17 protein-coding genes and 1 pseudogene are annotated in these 19,303 nt (G+C 51.3%); 11 read left to right on the forward strand and 7 right to left on the reverse strand.

Annotated elements, in window-relative coordinates; genetic code table 11:
* Positions 1 to 123: 123 nt before the first annotated feature.
* Positions 124 to 2,781, reverse strand: a complete 2,658-nt coding sequence (locus tag JOD78_RS02890) for a hypothetical protein (protein WP_259435155.1) — start codon at positions 2,779 to 2,781, stop codon at positions 124 to 126.
* 748 nt (positions 2,782 to 3,529) lie between these two features.
* Here JOD78_RS02890 and JOD78_RS02895 point away from each other — a divergent pair.
* Positions 3,530 to 4,177, forward strand: a complete 648-nt coding sequence (locus JOD78_RS02895) for a hypothetical protein (RefSeq protein ID WP_209568795.1) — start codon at positions 3,530 to 3,532, stop codon at positions 4,175 to 4,177.
* Between the two features lie 205 nt (positions 4,178 to 4,382).
* Here JOD78_RS02895 and JOD78_RS02900 read toward each other — a convergent pair whose 3' ends face one another.
* The 3 genes from JOD78_RS02900 to JOD78_RS02910 all read right to left on the reverse strand — a co-directional run bounded on the left by JOD78_RS02900 (position 4,383) and on the right by JOD78_RS02910 (position 5,621).
* A complete protein-coding gene (locus JOD78_RS02900; RefSeq protein WP_209568794.1) occupies positions 4,383 to 4,568 on the reverse strand; it encodes a hypothetical protein in 186 nt (61 codons plus the stop codon).
* 39 nt (positions 4,569 to 4,607) lie between these two features.
* A complete protein-coding gene (locus tag JOD78_RS02905) occupies positions 4,608 to 5,042 on the reverse strand; it encodes a hypothetical protein (RefSeq protein WP_209568792.1) in 435 nt (144 codons plus the stop codon).
* A 75-nt stretch (positions 5,043 to 5,117) separates the two neighbouring features.
* Complete coding sequence (locus JOD78_RS02910; RefSeq protein WP_209568790.1) at positions 5,118 to 5,621, reverse strand: hypothetical protein; 504 nt, start codon at positions 5,619 to 5,621, stop codon at positions 5,118 to 5,120.
* 333 nt (positions 5,622 to 5,954) lie between these two features.
* Between JOD78_RS02910 and JOD78_RS02915 the strand changes: the two genes are divergently transcribed.
* The gene (locus tag JOD78_RS02915) at positions 5,955 to 6,179 is read left to right on the forward strand and encodes a helix-turn-helix transcriptional regulator (RefSeq protein WP_209568788.1); all 225 of its coding nucleotides are present in this window, start codon (positions 5,955 to 5,957) and stop codon (positions 6,177 to 6,179) included.
* A 1,218-nt stretch (positions 6,180 to 7,397) separates the two neighbouring features.
* A complete protein-coding gene (locus tag JOD78_RS02920; RefSeq protein WP_209568785.1) occupies positions 7,398 to 8,438 on the forward strand; it encodes a site-specific integrase in 1,041 nt (346 codons plus the stop codon).
* 135 nt (positions 8,439 to 8,573) lie between these two features.
* Here JOD78_RS02920 and JOD78_RS27870 read toward each other — a convergent pair.
* Positions 8,574 to 8,795: pseudogene (locus JOD78_RS27870) on the reverse strand (IS3 family transposase); the annotation flags it as partial.
* Positions 8,796 to 9,065: 270 nt separating this feature from the next.
* On the opposite strand from JOD78_RS27870, the gene JOD78_RS02925 reads away from it, so the two are divergent.
* The 6 genes from JOD78_RS02925 (at position 9,066) to JOD78_RS02950 (ending at position 16,098) form a co-directional block, all read left to right on the forward strand.
* Positions 9,066 to 9,575 (forward strand): hypothetical protein, encoded by a 510-nt coding sequence (locus JOD78_RS02925; RefSeq protein WP_209568784.1) that lies wholly within the window; start codon positions 9,066 to 9,068, stop codon positions 9,573 to 9,575.
* Between the two features lie 23 nt (positions 9,576 to 9,598).
* Positions 9,599 to 10,384 carry a hypothetical protein gene (locus JOD78_RS02930; RefSeq protein ID WP_209568783.1) on the forward strand — a complete coding sequence of 262 codons (786 nt, stop codon included), beginning with the start codon at positions 9,599 to 9,601 and terminating at the stop codon, positions 10,382 to 10,384.
* A gap of 757 nt (positions 10,385 to 11,141) precedes the next feature.
* Complete coding sequence (locus JOD78_RS02935) at positions 11,142 to 14,282, forward strand: SIR2 family protein (RefSeq protein WP_209568782.1); 3,141 nt, start codon at positions 11,142 to 11,144, stop codon at positions 14,280 to 14,282.
* Positions 14,283 to 14,304: 22 nt separating this feature from the next.
* On the forward strand, positions 14,305 to 14,952 hold the full coding sequence (locus JOD78_RS02940; protein WP_209568781.1) for a hypothetical protein: 648 nt from the start codon (positions 14,305 to 14,307) through the stop codon (positions 14,950 to 14,952).
* Between the two features lie 528 nt (positions 14,953 to 15,480).
* Positions 15,481 to 15,825 (forward strand): hypothetical protein, encoded by a 345-nt coding sequence (locus JOD78_RS02945; RefSeq protein ID WP_209570740.1) that lies wholly within the window; start codon positions 15,481 to 15,483, stop codon positions 15,823 to 15,825.
* Positions 15,826 to 15,855: 30 nt separating this feature from the next.
* Entirely contained in the window at positions 15,856 to 16,098 is a 243-nt protein-coding gene (locus tag JOD78_RS02950) for a DUF1640 domain-containing protein (protein ID WP_017454675.1), read from the forward strand.
* A 560-nt stretch (positions 16,099 to 16,658) separates the two neighbouring features.
* On the opposite strand, the gene JOD78_RS02955 is transcribed toward JOD78_RS02950, so the two are convergent.
* Entirely contained in the window at positions 16,659 to 17,447 is a 789-nt protein-coding gene (locus JOD78_RS02955) for a hypothetical protein (protein ID WP_209568780.1), read from the reverse strand.
* A 583-nt stretch (positions 17,448 to 18,030) separates the two neighbouring features.
* On the opposite strand from JOD78_RS02955, the gene JOD78_RS02960 reads away from it, so the two are divergent.
* Both JOD78_RS02960 and JOD78_RS02965 read left to right on the forward strand, forming a co-directional pair.
* Positions 18,031 to 18,468: a hypothetical protein gene (locus JOD78_RS02960; RefSeq protein ID WP_209568779.1), complete on the forward strand. Its 438-nt coding sequence runs from the start codon at positions 18,031 to 18,033 to the stop codon at positions 18,466 to 18,468.
* A 209-nt stretch (positions 18,469 to 18,677) separates the two neighbouring features.
* Positions 18,678 to 18,815, forward strand: a complete 138-nt coding sequence (locus tag JOD78_RS02965; RefSeq protein ID WP_209568778.1) for a hypothetical protein — start codon at positions 18,678 to 18,680, stop codon at positions 18,813 to 18,815.
* 46 nt (positions 18,816 to 18,861) lie between these two features.
* Here the strand turns inward: JOD78_RS02965 and JOD78_RS02970 are convergent, their stop codons facing one another.
* Entirely contained in the window at positions 18,862 to 19,017 is a 156-nt protein-coding gene (locus JOD78_RS02970) for a hypothetical protein (protein WP_209568776.1), read from the reverse strand.
* Positions 19,018 to 19,303 lie beyond the last annotated feature (286 nt).

Consider the following 19,303-nt stretch of genomic DNA (forward strand, 5'->3'; position numbering starts at 1 on the left):
AATGAAGGCCCGACCAACGGAGGCATCTCGCAGCCATTGCTTGACTTTGCCACAGTGACTCGGCTCCGCTAAGCCACTTCCCCTTACCGGTGATGGGTACTATGGCAGGCATGCCCCCTGTTCTCAGCGCTCGCCATGTTCGAGATCAGGCGTGACGCTGGTCGCCGCATCGTCGGATGGCTTTCCCAGCACTGCCCGCTCGTAGGGCAATCGCGCACGGATGCGCAGATTGTTCTCAGCCGGTCCGAGCAGGTCCGTCATGGTCTTGCTTGCCTGCGCGGGTAGCGCCCTGAGCATCTCGGTATAGCGGGTGGCGGTCTGTGTATCAGGCGCATGCTCTTCGCCACGTAGATAGGAAATCGACGGGCGCGCGACGGCCATGCCAGCAGAGACCGCCCATTCCACGGCAGTTCCAGCACTGGCACCGACATACTGCCCTGCCGTGGAGAGCAATTCTCCAGTGCGGGATGCCAGATGACGAACAGCGTCGGGCATGGTCGCGCCGATGCGCGATGGCAGATCTGCCAGTGCACGCAGCCCGACCCGCCCGCCGTTTCTGAGATGGCTGCCCCCCTCATAGACCGGATGAATCATGGCACCGCCCAACATGGACACTGTCTGTTGCTGCCATTGGCGCAAGCCTTCTTCCGAGATCAGTCGGTTATCCAGCAGGAACTGTACTGCCATGCGCCGGCTCCGGACCGCGCCAGGATTGTCCTGCGAACATGATTGCATCACCTCCGCCAGGCGCGTCCGCAGCTCTTGTTCGTTGGCGCGATTGGAAATGGCGCCTGTGATGGTCATCCAGAGAAGTTCACCCGGGCCAAAGAAGACGGTATCGAGCGCAAACGAAATCGCCTGATTCATCCCCGGAATCAGCGAAATACCACCCTGCACGACACCCGAAAGAAACTCCATCGGGACCGACAGGCGGACCGCCAGCGCATCGGGCTCGTTGTTGAGCTGTTCCTGGGTCATATCCCAGACCGCGCGCTTGACTTGCTCCATGTCGCTGCGGTCGAAGGCCTGAGTGGCATCGAAAGGATTGTGCTGTGGCCAGGCCAATTGCCGCTGTTCGAGTGCTTGCAGAACTGCTGCTTCGGTCTCGGCCGCTACTTCGCCCATCTTGAGGAAGAATCCTGAACTGCACGCGAGGCTGGATACGGGAGATGTCACCGCGACCTTGAAGCCTGCCTTAAAGGCACCCACGGCACCGGCTGGCTTCCAGATCTCGATCGCCTTGTCGGGCCAAGAGAATACGCCCGAGATGATGCCGGCCGGCACTGCGAACGAAGCAGAAGAGACCATCTGCCCCATCATTGCAGAGGCTTTCGCAGCTACCGTGCTGAGCCCTGACTTCAGATTGGCGGCTGTCAGCTCTGCCAGACCCTGTCCTATTTTCTCTTGCGACGCGACCAGTGCCCCGGCTAGCAAGACAGTACCAGCTTCGGCACCAGCGTTCTCGCCAGCCTGCACAGAGATCTGATCAGTGGCATCGGTTGCCACGGCTTGCAGCGACGGCTCATCGTCGGAGTCGTCATCGCCCAGCACGGCATCGAGGATGGCGTTGTCGAAGATCTCCCAGCTACCCAGTTGCCAGCTCGGATCGAATGTCATCAGGAATTTTTGCCACGGTGTCGCTACCGACAGGAGGTCTTCGGATACATCCGAAAACAGTTTCTGTGCCGTGGTTTGTCGATCGAGCCCGCTTTCGCGCCGCACCTCTGCCGGGATCATGCTGCGGTTGATGACATTGTTGAGCATCATCATTCCGAGCGAATAGACAGCGCCGCCTATCATGCTGCCGCCTAGCGCGCCCCAGCTGTGCTCAATCCGGCCCGCCTGATAACGCGCATGAATCAGCGCCTGACTTGCGCGAAAGTCCGCATGGGAAGGTTCGGCCAGTTCCAAACGGATGGCCTCTCCAAGCGCGTCTAGCCAAATGTCATCGGCTGTCGCATGTACCGAGATATCAGGTATCACGCTTGCGAGGCGGGCATAATCGTCATGGCCAGTTTTCTCGTCCCAGAGTGCCCCCTGCTGGCGCATACCTGCGAGGGCGGCACTGAAGACGCTGACACCGTTGAGGTCGAGCACAACGAAGTCCTCTTCAGCCCCGATCGAAGGCGAATGTTCGGACGCGGCCGCCAGCACTTGGTCGCGACGACGCGCTGCATGGTCGCCATCCTTCCATACCAGAGCCTGTTTGACTTTGAAGCGTGATTGCAGATGACGATATTGCGCATCCATTGACGCGCCCATACTGTAGCGCAATTCAAGTGTCTGTTCTGGCGCGAGGTTTTGGTACAGATGCTTCATCCGCTCCAGAAATGTGGGAGAGCTGTTCAGCTCTTCCACCAGACTGGTCAGGGCCGCGACATCACCGGCCGCGCCGGTTCGCGCAGCCCCCAGGCGCCCACTAGCGGGATCAATCACCAACAGGCAACGCAGCACAGGCCACTGCAGCGGTTTAATTTGCTCATCGATGTCGATATGCGCTGCGAGCTGTTCGTTATTGGCCCGGGCAAGCGTGATTTCCGTACTGCAGCTGAGCTGCTGCGCGCGGATGCGCTGTTCGTGACTACGATCTAACATGGCTGCAGCGGTTGGCAGCGAGGCCTGTGCAGGCGCATCGGCAGCACCATGCTGATGTGCGGCAATATCTTCGAGCAACGGATCCAGGAGGATATTGTTGCTGGCGTTTGAAGGAAGAACGTGGTTATTCATTAGATGGTCCAATAACATTTTTATGGGAAGCTCCGCCTTGGCAATCTGGCTCACTAACCGGATCGGATGCGGACTACCCTGCAGTTCAGATCACTGCTGTAAGAGGGCAGGTCACGAATGTATATCGTGCTTGCAGGGGGACTAGTGGTCAGTCCGCACAAGTACGCGTCTGCGGCGAACGGGAAAGATTTTCCGACATGAGCACGTCTGAGCGTAAAAATGGGTCAAGAGGAGAACTTCCTTTTCGCTGTCGACGTCGCGAGGCTTGCAGGATTTATCGATGGACTCGACGTCGCCCTGAGCAAGATTATGTAGACAGCGGAAGACTCCTAGTTCCACAGATCAATACTGTCGCCAAAGAAACCGTGGGTGGAAACGAAAAATTTTCCGTAAAAATAGGGAGTATTTGAAGGCAGAAAATGCGATAGAGACCCGCCTGTTCGATCAAGACTTACTTCCTCGTTTTTCGAATTTGTAAGTAACTAGGGAGTGGGAGCGGATGAGGGATGAAGTGGCAGAGGCAATGAATAATCCGCAGCGGCCTTCCGTTATCGTGATTAATCCCTCTGAAACGTTAGACCCTCGCAATATATCTCGTCGAATTGGTAATCAAACATTTTGATAAAAGAAACAGCCCCCTAGCGTGGGCTTTTTACTGGAATCTGGATTGATGTAACTTCCTAATACGGCCCCGGGATTTAGCAAACCGTAATATTTGATTACCGATTAGATTGGTATTGTCTGCAGCGCCTTCGCCCCACGCGTGAGTGATGCGGCACGCCATGGTACGGATGTGGCGGCGATGCGCGCGGCGATTCAGCGAATCGGTATGGCCGCCGGCACGGGCGAGGGCGAGGACCTGTCGGCTGCGATGGAACGAGCCCGCTATGCGCCGCATGCCATTGCCTCGCTGCTGGCCGGAGGTGCGGTGGCATTTGCACCGGGGGCGATGCCAGTAGAAGATCCGTCTCGTTGGGAGTCACTTTTTGCGATGTGCCTGGACTCAGGCTTGCCCGGCGTGACTGCCGAGACCCGCGCGCATATCCTTTCGGACTGGGCCATGCTGCATGAACGCAATCTGCAAACCGAGGACCCAGCCCTACAGCGTGCTGCGGCAGAAGAGATTCCGCGTCACCTGCGCCTGGGCTCCTATCGCGACATCGGGGCCAGGATCTTCGCCGCCATCAAGGAGAACACCTTTGCCGCGCTTGCGCCTTCGGTTCAGCAATGCCTGACTGAAGCCTTGTGCGCCGGGCTGGATGTGGATGCCCGCCTGGCCTTCATACAGAAGCTGGCACAACGCCAGCAGACCAGCAAACTGCCGGCGTGCGTGAAAGGTTTTGCTACCGCGTTGGCCCAGGAGCCCAACGCGGTAGCTGCCTTACGGATGTCCGATATTCTGCTGGAGGGCAGGATCGCACCGCGTGAGCAAATGCGCCCACTCACGTAGGAGAAGCGTGGAGAGCTACTGCAGGCGCTACAGTCCTATCAAGGGCCGCAGGTGGACGTAACGATATGAGCAAATGTCTCGGCCAGTGTTTTCAGTGCAAACGCCGGAGGCGGGCGGAGATGGATATAGAAGCAGATCCAGTCACCAATGTCGTGAAAAAGTCGGACATGAAAGAAGAGACAGGAAGGGTTGATCCTGCCTTCCCTTATTCGGACAATTGCCGAACGCGGCGCAACTTCTCTTCAGCATCTAGTGCTCTGTCACGATACTCGCCTGCATGCTCTAGAAGGTGATAGACCTCCAACCAATACGCGCCGTCAAGATCTCCTCCCTCTAATTGCAGGCGATGCAACTTCTTGAGAGCTGTGGTCAAGTCGATTTTTTCATCCATGGTTTTCTCTTTTGCATTCCTAAAATTAATGCCCAGCCGCTATTCAAAGAATGCCAAAACTTGGATCTTTGTTTGCTCAGTGATAGCGGGTTGCGCTTCATAGGTTTTCACCGCGACGCCTTTGGCGTCAAAGTGCGCATAATAAGGAACGCCAGCTGGCGCAGCTTCATATTTTCCAAGCCCCAAAACCTCCGGAAAACGTAGCTCGCTAAAGCCGCTCTCATGCTGAACTCGTTCGATCATATATACCTTGCATCGGGAGCCAAGATCACCTACTGCGTATTGGATGAGGCGCTCCACCGAAGAAATAATAGCCATAGAAAAAGGTTTTACGCACTTCTCAGCTTCGTTATTAGCAGCGACGATGAAGCATGGCTCCGTTTCTGACGCCATCACCCAATCCCACATTTTGAATGATTTAACCCAATGCTTGCGTGCATCTCGCAATTCGGATGATGGATCTGTAATCAACATAGATTTCGAAATACTGAGGTTTTTTGAAGTTGAACAAATAGGGGCCCGCAAGATTGCGAAGACCGCGACGTCCTATTAGCGTAGATCCCAGCCGAATTTGAAGCTGCGCACCTCATAGCGTGTGATGCGTGGCGTGCATCCGCTCAATTTGCAATCGACGAAGTCAAATTCGACATCAACATCTGCGGTAAATTTAAGCGACGAGTTTTCTTTTGAGGCAGCATAAATTTGTGCCTGATGTACTTTCGGATCAACTGGAACATTCAGATGTAATTTCGGCACTTCATAGTTGATATTACAGTTTTGGAATGCCCAGGAGTCGTTCGGAGAATTTGATACAAGAGGACCGTAACTACCCATTGAGCGCGATTTCCCGTTTCCTTTGAGCCGCTTGTTGGCGGGCAAATTGACAAATACGTCGAAGACCGATAAGTCATCTCGCCCCGAAGCGATCGGTGCTGTAAAGGCCTCTATCTTTTCCCGGGTCCAGTAGCGGGTAGTTGGATATGCCCGAATTGCCTCTTGATTACGGGCCGCTGCCATGGCTGTAACATCGCCCAAAATCGCCTTCGGGTTCATCTTGGCGTTTGTCCGTGCTATCTGCTCTAGGGCTAAGTCGCGGTAGCACATAGTCGCGAATCGCGACCGCTCGGCTAAATTGGAATTTAGAAGGAGAGCACTGATAAATACTTGATTCAACTCCTGTGGGTCGATCTGGTCTATACGAACAAGTCCTAGATCAGCAATCGGTTGTTGGCTCGTGTTCCGCTGTGTAGATGAGCAAGCCACTAGGCCTACAGAAACCGCGGCAGTTAAAAAAATTTTTCTCATTCTTACACAAGCATCATTTATCAATAAGATGCTAATCATAGTATGTAGAACTATAGTATGCAACGGGCGGACACTTTGCGCATGCCCGTCGCACCCCAAAACAGCCCGCTAGTAATTAAATTTGCGCACAATGTGCGCAAATTTCGTCTAGCTCGCGGCGTCTCGCAAGAGGCATTGGCGGAGGCAGCAGGATTGCACCGTACTTACATAGGCATGATTGAAAGGGCGGAAAAGAACATTACGCTCTACAACATCGAGCGAATCGCCATTGCACTGGATGTAGCTCCGGCGACATTGCTCAGTTAGCCCATATTTTCTCCGCTGCGCGCTTAGATCTGGGAGACGAATTGAGATGCGGAGGCGTATCCTTGATCTTGGTTGTCTTCTTGGTTAGGACTGAACTTTTTTCCCGTACAATCAATCTGTGCCGCTTATCAGGCATGTGTATCTACATTAGTTCTAATCGCGATACACGAACTGTTAGGGTAGGGGACTGACCGCCCCTTCTCATCTGATCTTGAGTGTGCTCGTTATCATTATCGTAGCAGTGAAAAAGACCTTAGGGCATCACACTTAGCTCGGCTGAGGCCGGGGGCCTATCAACTTTCCTCGTCTGACTCTTGTAACACAACCGCATCGAATTCCCATCAATGAGAGTGCCTGCGTGCCTAGGCGGCAATTCGGCGTCAGAAGTCAACTTTGGGCTGGCAGCCCCATATCTTCATCTTTACAAATCCCACCATGAGCGCATGCCTTAGCCATCGATATTCGGGGCCTAGGGAATAATGTACTGTATTACGTTACCCCTCTCAGTACGTACGAGTACACATAAAAACTCGGGGCAACCTTACGGGTATAACCGTCGATAAGACTTCTTATCGACGGTTATCTTTTTCGCGCATGGCGTGAGTCAATTTATACCGGTACAACATCCCATAACAAGCGACGCATTTTCCTTCGCCTTTCGCCAAATCATTGACGACCCGCCCGGCAGGCGGTCGGCGAAAAGCGGGATTCGTAGTTTTGTGTTGACGCCTTGGGGTAAGCCCGATTCCTCCTCAGCCAAGTAGCTGTCGCAACAGCTCCTTGTTAAGCTGATTCGCATAATGAAAACGAAGGTCTTCATCCTCTTAAAAAGATAGGCAGTTGCATCTTCGTGAAAAGTGGACTATTCATTGTAAGTAAGGCTTGACATCGGCATCTAGCATCGAGCGATGAAGGCTCTCTCCAGCTCATCTAAGGTCGAGTTTCTTACAGCGCAGCTAAAAAAGAGTTTAATAAGGTTGGGACACCATGCTTAGCTCAGATCAAATATCGTTGTGGAGTCGAGATAGTCGCCTTGCATTCGAGGCCTGGATCCTCTCTATGAAGGGAAGGGGCCTCAGTAAAAATGCAAAACAAGGAACAATCAAGATATATCGAGTTCGATGGGGACAATTTGACCAATATTTGCGAGACCATAGACTCAATATCTATCAGGTCCGTCCACAACATATAGGAGAGTTCTTATCCCAGAAGGCACGGATGCTCTGTGACAAGAAAAGTAGTTATGAGCAGGACGAGCTCAATCAAATTGAACAGCTTCTGTGCTATCGCCGGCTTATTGAGAAGGTCTACGAATTTGTCATCGACACCTGCCCCGACAATATCTCAAAAAATCCAGCTGAACTGAGCAATCAAGAAGGGAAGGAGTGGACTGGTGCGATTAAAAGTGATGGCCGAGATTTTCTGTCAGAGCCAGAACTCGAAATTCTTGAGCAGCACCTTGAATACATTGCGCAAAAGCCCTTCGAATCACTCCGAACGCTCGCAGAAATCAGAGAGTTAAGGCGATACGTCACTACGGCATTAATGATTGGCGCTGGACTGAAATCATCTGAAATTCTGACACTCAAAATTTCCGACATTCATATCCGATCGGGACAGATCTCATTACATCGGGAAGATACACCTTTTCACAGAAAGATAAACTTAAAAGACGTTAGCTATCTTTATGTATTGCTAGAAAATTGGCTCACCTACTGGCACTCGTATTTTGAGCAACCGCAGCCGCGGGAAAAGCTGCTATTCCCTGCGATGGGCCCTGTGGCTTACCCAGCCGTCGGCGGCCAGATGAATAAGACCACCTTGCAACGTAACACAAATGCTGTTTTCGAGGAGGCCTACAAACATGCGGAGGCCATAGTGCCGGAGCTATGCGTACGAGCTTTAACCTCCTCGGCGGCAAGAGGAGGGATCGTAAACCCACAGATTTTACGTAACAGCTATGTAGCCCAGCTTTTCCGAAATGGATCAAGCACGGAATCAGTTGCGAAACACATGGGATTTGCGGAAGTCGTAATCGCGGTGCGCATTTGGCGTTCTTGGATGCAATGGCGCGCAAAATATGAAACATCTGCGTTTATCGCCTGGGTAACAAATAACCCATGGGACTATCATCTTCATCAATCGCTAATACAAGCCCTCGGCGATTTGGAACATAGTGAGTACTTTTCAGGCGACTTCACTGATAAAATTTATTCAATTTTAGAATCGGGGGGTACGCCGCGCGCGGCCACCGGCTGACCTGCTTCCCGATTTCGTACGAGAACGACATGGAGTCTGGGTTCAACCTGGAGGAAGGCTCAGCGCCTTTCTATCTGATTAGGATCGGCGGCCACTCGTATAGCGTTCCTCATGAAAGAATAATTCGCGGTGCTTTCGCGGAGAATATTCACCGTTGTCGATGATAATCGATTGCGGCAAACCTCGAAGCTCTGATAGGCGCGACAGCACCGATACGACCCGTGCGCGAGGCAGCGACGTATCCAATTCGATAGCCAGGCATGCCTCGGGGAGGGCGCCCACGATGTTCAATCAGCACAATCGGCGACCATCAACCAATCGATCCGATACAAAGTCCATCGACCAGCTTTGATTGGGCGTCGTCGCCCGAACGGTCGGCTGCATGATCTGTTTTCCTTTTTATCTCTTGCCTTGCGCCACAATGCGGCGAAGGGGTGGAGGGGGCGTATCGGGGAGGGAGCGGGACGAGGTTCCATAGGTACGGCTACGACCGCGACGTAGTCGCAGCGATGGCAAGGCACGTAGCAATCCCGCACCGACAGCAGTTTGTCAGCCTGTTCTCCTAAGATATTCACTCAATATGCCCACCGCTGACCTGGCCGCTTCGGTTGTTGCTGTTTGCCCTCAATGATGAAATCATTCAATCAGGATCGATCTGCTCAGCTATTAGCAATTTTGTTTGGAGGCATGTGGCTTTTACTTATGTCCCCTTATCTCCTCAAAGTCTTCCATCCGCCCAAAGCGGATCTCTGCGCCACTACTGAGTCCGGCTACCCCGCTGCCAACCGTTTCGTGCAAGGGATCGTTCACTATCTCGGAAGATCAGTCGTGATCGAGAGTGGAGAAGGAAAGCAATTTGGCAGGACCTTCCTCGGTGGATGCGGGAAGCAAGGATGCACGCTTGTGTACGAGCAGCTAAAGACATATGCAGGAAAGAAGATCACAGCTGGATTTTGTGAAAATACTCTGGTGGCGATTACGACATTGGATGGTGTCGTTCAATATCGCGGCAGTCCAACAACACAGGCTGAGCTGGACCGCAAATACAGACGCGATTCGCTGTTTATAGTGGGCGTGTACTTGATGGTCTTGGGTCTGATCTGCGTCTCTTGGCGCAAGATCAGACAGGTCTCTTAATTTTCCGTCTCAACACCGTATCCATGAACATCTCCCGTTTCCTGTTGGTCCTCTGCTTTCTCGCCGCTACGACCGCTCATGCCGCGAGCTTCGATTGTGAGAAGACCTTGACTCCGATGGAAGAGACCATTTGCGAGGATCGAGAGATTTCCGACTTAGATGAAGTGCTGCTCCGGACATACGAGGCCGTGTTAAGAATTTCGGAAGATCCTGCCTCGGTAAAGATAGATCAAAGGCGGTGGCTCACTAAAATTCGTAACGGCTGCGATGATGAAAAGTGCCTTGTTTTGTCGTATGCGAACCGCATCTCTGAACTCGAAGATAGCTGGAAGAAGAAAACAGTAGCACTCCATTCGAAGCAGAGACGTAACGCCCTCTCCAACGCTAAACCGTTTGAAGGAAATTGGAATTCATGCCAGCTTATCAGGGGTGATGAAGTCTGCGTTTCTTACACTCTCCTTCAGAACGGAGAGCGCATTTGCGGTGAGTCGGAGCATTGGGCCACCTTTCGTACATACGATGGACGCCTTCAGGCAACACTACAAGCACGTGGGCGTGCGACAGTTGAAGCGAGTTGTGGGAGCGTCGGCGGAACTGGCTGTGTAGATCCAGAGGATGGGAAAGACCGATGGGAAACGGTGGAAAGTACATTGCTAGTCTGCGGAAATCAACTTTATAACGCTGCTGCCGACAAGCAATGCAGCGAGCTGTCCCGTGCCCCCGGTTTTTTTTATAGCAATCTAACAAACGCACAACGGAAAGAAATGCTTTCGCAACCCTGGTTAAAGCAGTGCATTGGTAAGAACTAGTGACTCTTTTTCGGGGCCGACTTGGCAGGGGCCGGCCTGGTCAGTGCTCCGTGGCCGTGTCCGATGCGGTTGAAACCGTCCAGCTTCGGTGTCTCTCGACCGCGATATCGGCGTTTTATGGCTACCAATTCGCAAAGACGTTGACGCAGTTCCACATCGTCAGGACGACGGGATTCGTAGTGAAGCAAGGAGCAGGAACTTCCTATCAGTAGGCGTGCACTGGTTCCGCCTAGACCGTCGACATGTATGATGTGCGTTACGGCGCTTCGCTTATCCTGCGGGCATGCCACTTCCGGCCGAGCGCATCCTTCAGGGCAGCGTTCCCTGGCAGGTTTTCTGCAAGCCGTTTCTTGGGTGAAAATTCCTGATTTGTAACTAGCTAGGTCAGATTCATTTAACAGTTATACGTCTAAGATCATTTAATTTTTACCAGATCAAGAAGAATCGATTAAGGAGCACTTAGCGTCTTAAGCCTCTAATCGCGCTTGTGAGGGACTACCTAGCGTCACAACAGTTTGCAGATACCTTTTTAACCGCAAACTCCAAGTTCCCGCAGTAACTTAGGAAGCAGGTCAGGCGTAACTAATACCCTCAATATGTATTTTTTGGTACCAGTATTGCCGGCAATTTGTTGACTATCTGTTACAGTGTAAGGAAATGCTAAGACGAACACTGGCTCAACAAATGACTGCCTCATCTCGGCGGTCTTGCAGCCATTCTACGTTTCCAATTAAGAAAAAAATCTGGAGGGTAGTCGATGCAAGGCAGTGTGGGCAGCACCGCGGGGGATATACCGCGCTTGACCATTGATGCGTTTGTTCGCTCGATCTCGGTAAACCGCAATCGGCCTACGATCATCCTTTTAGGAGCAGGCGCCTCCATTACATCTGGAATGCCTTCGGCGCAGCGCTGCATCTGGGAATGGAAGAAAGAGATATTCGTCACGAAGAATCCTTCGTTGCAAGACTCCGTGTCCGAACTTTCGCTCCAGGGCACAAAAAAAATTATCCAACGATGGCTCGATCAGAGCGGTTTGTATCCGCCAGAAGGTGCACCAGAAGAATATTCGTTCTACGCGTTGGAGTGCTATCCCACCGCGCTGGATCGATCTGCCTTCTTTCATAAATTCATTGCCGAATCCAAGCCTCACGTTGGCTACCAGCTATTGGCGTTACTCGGCGGCGCCGGCGCCGTAAGAAGCATTTGGACCACCAATTTCGACAATCTGGCCGCGCGTGCCTTGAGCGCTGCGAACGTAGTGTGTGTCGAAGTCGGTATAGATACCCAGCAACGAACATCGCGCGCCCACGGCAACAACGAAGTGCGCCTTTTGGCTCTGCATGGTGATTTTCGATACGACAAGCTCAAGAATACGAACGACGAACTGCGAGCGCAAGAGACTTGGCTAGGCACCGAACTGATACGCGAAATTCAGAACTACGACCTAATCGTAGTGGGGTACAGCGGCAGAGATCAGTCACTCATGGATGTTCTTGGCCAAGCCTACAGAACGTCGGAGCGTCGCCTTTACTGGTGCGGCTTCGGCGACGAACCGTCGGAAGAAGTCAAGATACTCCTACGTACCATCCCAGCTGAGAAGCAATCTGCTTTCTATATTGCGTCCGCCGGATTCGATGACCTGATATCGCGATTGGCAATGCGCCAGTTAGAAGGTGATGATCTGACGAAGGCGCAGGCGTTGATCGCCAGCACAGGACAAGATGGTGTTCGCAAGATGGCATTTTCGGTACCGCCACTGCAAATCAGCCATCTCATCAAGAGTAATGCGCATCCGCTGCGATATCCTGCATCAGCCCTGAAGCTGCCCTTGGATATGCCGGAAGTTGGAAGCTGGAAGGACTGGCTGCGTGAGCAGACACCGAACGAGGCTGGCCCAACCGTGGTATTCGACAAAGGGGCGCTGTGCCTGTGTGACGCACCGCTTGCGCAAAGACTATTTGCCCACCATTTGAACGGACCGGCGACAGAAGTGGCCATCTCGGATGAAAATCTCATCTCGGACGGCCGTATTTTGGGGCTGTATCGCCGCGCGTTGGTGATCGCTGCCGCAAGGGCGACGGGAATGCAGACGGACTGCCGGCGCAGGATCTGGGAGGCCGCGCCGTACGACCAGAAGATGGCAGACAAGGTCAGCTACAAGGTACATCGTGCATTGTCGATCGATATTGTCGGCATTGATGGGGTACCGCATGTCGTCTTTATGCCAGAGATCGTCGCCACAACGTTGGAAGGCAAGATTGCCGATGTTGAACCCACCAAGGCGCTTCGTAACCAGATTTACGGCTATCAGCACAACAACGTCTTCGATGCTGACTTATCGAGATGGACTGGCCAGCTGGTGAGTTTGGACTTACCGTCGCCGCATGGTGGCATATTCCATATTGCCCGGGCGCCGCTGTTTGCCGGGCTTTCGAATAAGGCGGCGAAGCCGCTTCCTGCTGAATTTTCCAAGTATGCAAAGCAGTCGGGGATTGTAGTTCCTGATGCACCGTTGATTTTCGCCAGCAAAATGGGGCGTCACGAGATCAAAAATCCCAATCCATTACACGGTTTGGTCGAAAATCGACCCTGGGATCATTCGCTGACAAGTTCAGGATTCTGTCAATCGACGGATGTCGCAGTGGTATGCCCGGCCAATCTTGCGGGCAATTTTGAGCAGTTTTTGCATGGCTTGGAGCAGCCCGCCAATCCAAGCCAGTCTGAGAGAGACTATCTGCACGACTACCCGGGATACACGGCGGCTTTCGGCCTGCCGTTGAGGACACCATGCAGAGGAGAGTCCGCTTGGCTGGCGCTTGACGACAATGTCAGCAGTGACGCCATGGTCGGCGCCAAGCAGCTCGCGCAAAGGATATGCCAGACGCTGGATCTGATCCGACGGGCTCGTCAGTCAGTAACGGTGGTGATCTATGTCCCTCGGCGCTGGGAGCCGTACAAGCTTGTGTCGAAGGCCCACGAGTCGTTCAACCTTCATGATTATGTCAAAGCATATGCCGCACGACATGGCCAGAGCACGCAATTCGTGCGGGAGGAAACCACGGGTTCAGCCTCCCTATGTCGAGTGCGCTGGTGGCTGGCCCTGGCGCTTTTCGTGAAGTCGATGCGCACTCCGTGGCGGCTAGACGCACTCGACGAAGACACTGCCTTCGTCGGAATTGGCTATAGCCTGGACAAAGATGCTCACAACGATAGTCACGTGCTTTTAGGTTGCAGCCATCTCTACAGTGCTCGTGGAGAGGGACTTCAATTCAGGCTAGGTCGCATCGAGAATCCGATCATAAAAGGTGGCAATCCATTTATGTCGCAAGACGACGCGCGACGAACAGGCGACACTATTCGCCAGCTCTTTTATGAGTCCAAGATGCATCTTCCGCGGCGCGTCGTGATACACAAGCGCACGCGCTTTACGCAGGATGAACAGGAAGGGCTGCTACAGGGGCTTGAAGGCGTGCCCAATGTCGAGCTGATCGAGATCAACGTTGAACGCTCGCTACGCTATCTCGCCTCCAAGCTTAAAGACGGAAAATTGGGCATCGACGGCTTCCCAGTACAGCGGGGAACGACTGTTGTTGAAAGCGACGATACGGCGCTTCTATGGGTTCATGGATCTACACCCAGCGCGGCCAACAAATACTACAAATATTATCAAGGGAAGCGACGAATTCCGGCGCCGCTGAGGATCCGCCGGTTCATGGGCCAATCTGATGTCATGCAATGTGCAACTGAGATTCTTGGCCTGTCGAAAATGAACTGGAACACCTTAGATTACTACTCCAGAATGCCGGCTACGCTGGATTCTGCCGGGAGTATTGCCAAGTTCGGCAAATATCTCGATGGCTTCACGGCGGCACCGTATGACTACCGTCTTTTGATTTAAAGAAGTATAGAGGAGAAGGGCAGTGAACCCAATATGGACGGCTGTTATCCCTATTATCACGGCCATTGCTGCCGGAACTGCCACATTGGTCGGCATTCGTTGGGGAGCTGGGCTCACGCGTAAGCGGGAGCAAGAACGGGAGGATGCTCAGAGACAGCAGGATGCGACGTACTTGGCCATCATTGTTAGTACGCACCTGGAGCGCTTCACAAATTCGTGCGTCGACGTCATGTATGACGATGGAACTGCATATGGTCAGCCGGCCGATGCTAAGACCGGCTATCACGAGGTAACAACTACCACACCCACCATCGATCCGATGGAATTTGACGTGAACTGGAAAGCATTGCCGGGAGCGTTGATGTACGAAATACTTTCGTTGCCGTATAAGCAGGAGCTGCTGAAACGGCATCTGGGAGCGGTCGGGGAACACGATATGCCACCCGACTTTGCTGACTTCTTTTGGGAGCGCCAATACGGTTACGCCTGTTTGGCGAGGGATGTTGCCGACCTTGCTTCACGATTGCGAATGAACGCAGGATTGCCGGTGCTGCCTCATTCCCTTGGCAAGTGGGATAGAGCGCAAGGCATCGACGAACGGATTACTAAGCTAGAACACATCCGAGACTCTCAACCCAGGCCTGTCATGCCGTTTTTCCCGGAAGGGTGAAAGTCATGTCCCAGAACCCCTGATCGGTGCCCGAATTAGCCAAAAAGTGTCTACAACTTTTAGCAAACAACAAAAGTCCTCTGGCCATCTTGAATTTCCTATGGATGCGGCTTGTTTGAGCCAATCAATCATCTGTTTCTTGTTGTTCGGCACTAAAGAACGACGTGCGCATCTCCCGAAATGGTCTGATATTACTTTGGTGAATGCGTGAAGGAATAATTTAGTTTTTGAGGGGAGTGAATTTTGGCGGAAAGAATAACTGTTTTTTTGAGCTAAATTACTGAATTATTTTCAAAGGGAAAACGATTACTTCTTGTAGGCGCTAAAAAGATCAATCTTTCTTTCTAAGCGCTAAAGGTGGCTTTTCTCTGAGGGCATCGAGTAGGAAACGCTATTTTACATAATACAAATTATGCGAAATCGACGAAATATAAACCCGGGAAACGAGTTCGATAATTTCTCGCACAACGGGAACAATCTTTTCTCGCGGGTCACCTATCAACTCGACTAAATAAAACACGAGCCCATATGAGATATCCCAATATCAGATACGGTCACAAAGGCGAACTTGAGTTTTGGATGCAAGGACATTCAGTAAAGGACGTGGCAAAACGGCTCAAGCGTTCTGAGCGATCCGTGCATGATTGGCTGCACGGCAAACGCAAGGTGCCTTGGTGGGTTCCAGAGATACTCCGGCTACAACATTATGAATACCAAGACCGACTCAGACAAATGGGGTTTATCTCTCCTAAGACAAAGCTTGCCATCGCTACCGCCGATGTATTGACGTTTCCCACGCCCGCCAGCCCGGTCAGCGCTCCGATAACATCACTCCAAAGGCCCAATGAATCCAACCAAACCAGCGCCCGCTAACACGGTGCTATACTGATCGAAAGCAGCCCAATGGCAACTACCCTTTTTGATACTCACGAATACGTCAAACGGCTTGAAGCAACTGGTGTTCCCACCGAGCAAGCCGAAGCCCACGCAACCGCACTAGCCGAAGCCATGAATAACGAACTGGTCAAGAAAGCCGATCTAACAGAGTTCCGCGCCGAGGTGCGCGGACAATTCGAGCTGCTCAAATGGATGCTGGGTTTTATGCTGGCTGGCACCGTGGGAATTTTGTTCAAGATTTTCCACTGACAAGCGCCCTTCCCTCCACAAAATGCAAAGCCCTGGATTTCCGGGGCTTTTTTTTGCGCCTTTTGAAGCTCCAGACCATATCAGCACAGCACGAAAGCTGAAAAAAGCTCAGCTCGCCGCAATGTCTGATTCGCCGTAGCCCCTAATAAGATTTCAAGTTCAATTGATAGCAGCGCGTCTGGTTACTAGGACATCTCGTTTATGAACCAGCTTAATCAGCTTCTTTGTCGAATTAATCAGCTTCGTATAAGCATGAAGCTGTGCAGCCGTTCTTTGACAAGATGAAACCGCTTCGCTTGTGAGTACGTCGTGAATGGACTGGATCTGCCTCACACTAATATCCCGTTCTAAAAGGCTCCTCTGCTATGAAACCATGGGGCAAGCTTGACGAGCGCCCTGCTGGATAAGCGGCTGAACGACATCGGATCGGATCTAGTAGCGAACTATGTTGCTGGAAACATGAAGCCTGCGGTCGATTTTCCGAATTGAAATGTGGTCTCTGATGTACGAGCTTCGAATCCCTTGCTCAGCTAAGATTTCTGCATACAGGGACTTTTTCACTAAGAGTATCTGGTGCCTTCGAACTTCACATCAATATTCCCTTTGATAACTTTTAGGCCAAAAGTCTCAGGAATCAGCAGGACATGCTTTCTACGTATGAGCTTACTCGGCATAAAAAAGGCCGGCTTATAAGTAAATTCTCGCCCAGCAATCTTAACCACGGAACGGCCATCTATGAGACCTCCTATAGGAGCCGAGACATATCCAACCCTAATTTCCAGCTGATCTAATGCCTCCAGAAACTCCTTAAGGAAATCACCCTTACCGTTACGACAGCTTTGAAACTTGATCACGCCTACTTCTCGCAACCCTGCCCTCTTTAGTTTACAAGCAAAGATAAACGGACCGTCATCCTCGAACATAAACATGTTCCCATGGCCGTGCAAATCAAGCCGGCAACTGCAATCAAGCGTACTCAGGGCCCCTTCGTGCAATAGCTCGCCGAACTCCGAATAGTAAGATGTTTCCTCCAGCTCGAAACGGTTTGACTTGGGAATACGACGGTCTAATGCATTCAGCAACCCGCTAGTTCGTACCACGCTATCACTCATGCTAGAAATAACAAATCGTTTTTCCGGCGCCCATTTATGGCGACCTATATGTAGCATTGAGCGCAATTTTTCCGCAATGCTTTGCCCCCCATTTCTCTGAAAATATACATCATTCGATGTTTTTTTGTAGGAAGACGAAGGCGGTGAGCACTCGCCCCCATTCCCTATGGATTTGTTATCTTCAGACACGTCAGAAATATGGTCACAGCGAAAAATGTGGCTCGTTTTGAAAATCATGATGCCTCTAATAGATTCATATTTGGCTAAAATATCAGCAATTACACTCAGATATGTCGTGAACGTTACGTGAAGGTTCCATCACTATGTTGATTTGCTCGCAGATTTAACCCTCTCCATTTGACCCACCTTCCATTGCCTTCCGAAGGCAGTCACCCGGTCAGACGACCCCTCGTATCCCAGTTCTCTTAAGTCCAGGAACATCTGTTTAAGGGTTTTTCTTTGGTTCCGAGATTTGATCGCCTCTGCGCTGAGCCAGGCGAGAGCCTAGATGTGAAGTTGTCGGGCGAGCGTGGCGTACGCCTTGCTGGATACCCGAAATGAAAAAGGTCGTCTGACCGCGTGACAGCCTTCGGAAGGCAATGGAAGGTGGGTCAAATGGAGAGGATTCTGCGAGCAAATCAACACACCGGTTGCGCGGTGAATGCTCGCAAAGCTACGCCCCGCAACGACGGAAGATACGATATTTAACGCTACAACATTTTCGTCTAGAGAACTATTTATCGAGATGTTTTCACATACCCATGCGAAAAACGTCGCAATTTTTACCTTTTGATCGAATTTATATTGTTGAGGCTTACTAATGGGAAATTTATGTGTTGGTGGTTCTAGAGATGCTCAAGAGGTGAACTCTCCTAATCACGAGAACCACGTCATTGCAAGACAGATTTTGGAAAAACGAAATGAGCTACGAAATGCCGCTGGCGTACCGCAAAATCAATACGATTACGTTCTTAATGCAGCACCCGAAGAGCTTCGTAATCGCTATAACAGTCTTTTTACAGCAACGAATAACTCCATTCGAATGGCAGATGTAATACACGACTATCTAGCAGAGATTTCACGTGTTCATCCTGGCGTTATCACCCCTCAATCTACATTAACTGACCTGAACGAGAAAATTGAAGCTTGGACGGCTATGAGAACCTCTATAGAGGCTCACATGCGCAGCAACGGTGCCCCATACACGGCGGTAATTGGCCCCAGTGGTTCACGCAGAATCGGCTTCCAGACATTTTAATTTTCGTATTCCGAAAGTGCCGCTCTCCATTTAAATATTGTCTGACTGGTGCAAATCAACAGCCTGAAGGTCACAACGTCGAATTCAAGCTTTCGATAATGAGGAAGGGGAGCTTCCCCAGTTGGAACTTAACCGCATCAATGACTACGTATTAACTCTCTTCCAAGAGAGCGATTATTATTTTTAATTTAAATAGAAAGGACCTCGACATGTCTCTGAACAGCCTATTTCATAACATTGGCCATTCTCTTTCCGATGCATTTCATGGCCACAAGGTAGATAAGGAAGAACTGAAGCAGGCCCATCCAATGAAGGAACACGAGGCAAAAGCAGAAGACATTAAGTAATCGAAAGCCCCGGCTGGTTCCGGGGCTTTCGTGCCAGCTAGATAATTTAGAAACAAATCTTCTGACCGTCTTCGTAGGTGCAAGCGGGATCGTCCTTCGCTGCGTTCACGCGACGGCCACTGGCCAAGTTGGGCTCCGCAAAGACCGAGGATGCAAAACCGACCAACAGAACAGCAGCTACAACAGTCTTGATGATACGCATGGAATATAACTCCTTAAAAATTTGGTTAATGTCATCTCAACGGGAAACGACGTTTCTATTCTTATATAAGCTCGCATTTTTAGGCTGACAATTTACTTACAAATTAATGACATCAACATAAGAATCGTAAGTTTTTGTAATTATTAACTAACCGCTTCTCTTCTTTAATAATCGCTGATCCCTCTATGAGAAAAATATAACTAGAGCGTTAATTGAAAGCTCTATCGTTGAAATTTGATCTGCATGGATATGAAGCAGGATATCTAAATTAGGCTCAACAATAGAA

Source organism: Herbaspirillum sp. 1130, from assembly GCF_017833835.1.
Classification (GTDB): Bacteria; Pseudomonadota; Gammaproteobacteria; order Burkholderiales; family Burkholderiaceae_D; genus Herbaspirillum; species Herbaspirillum huttiense.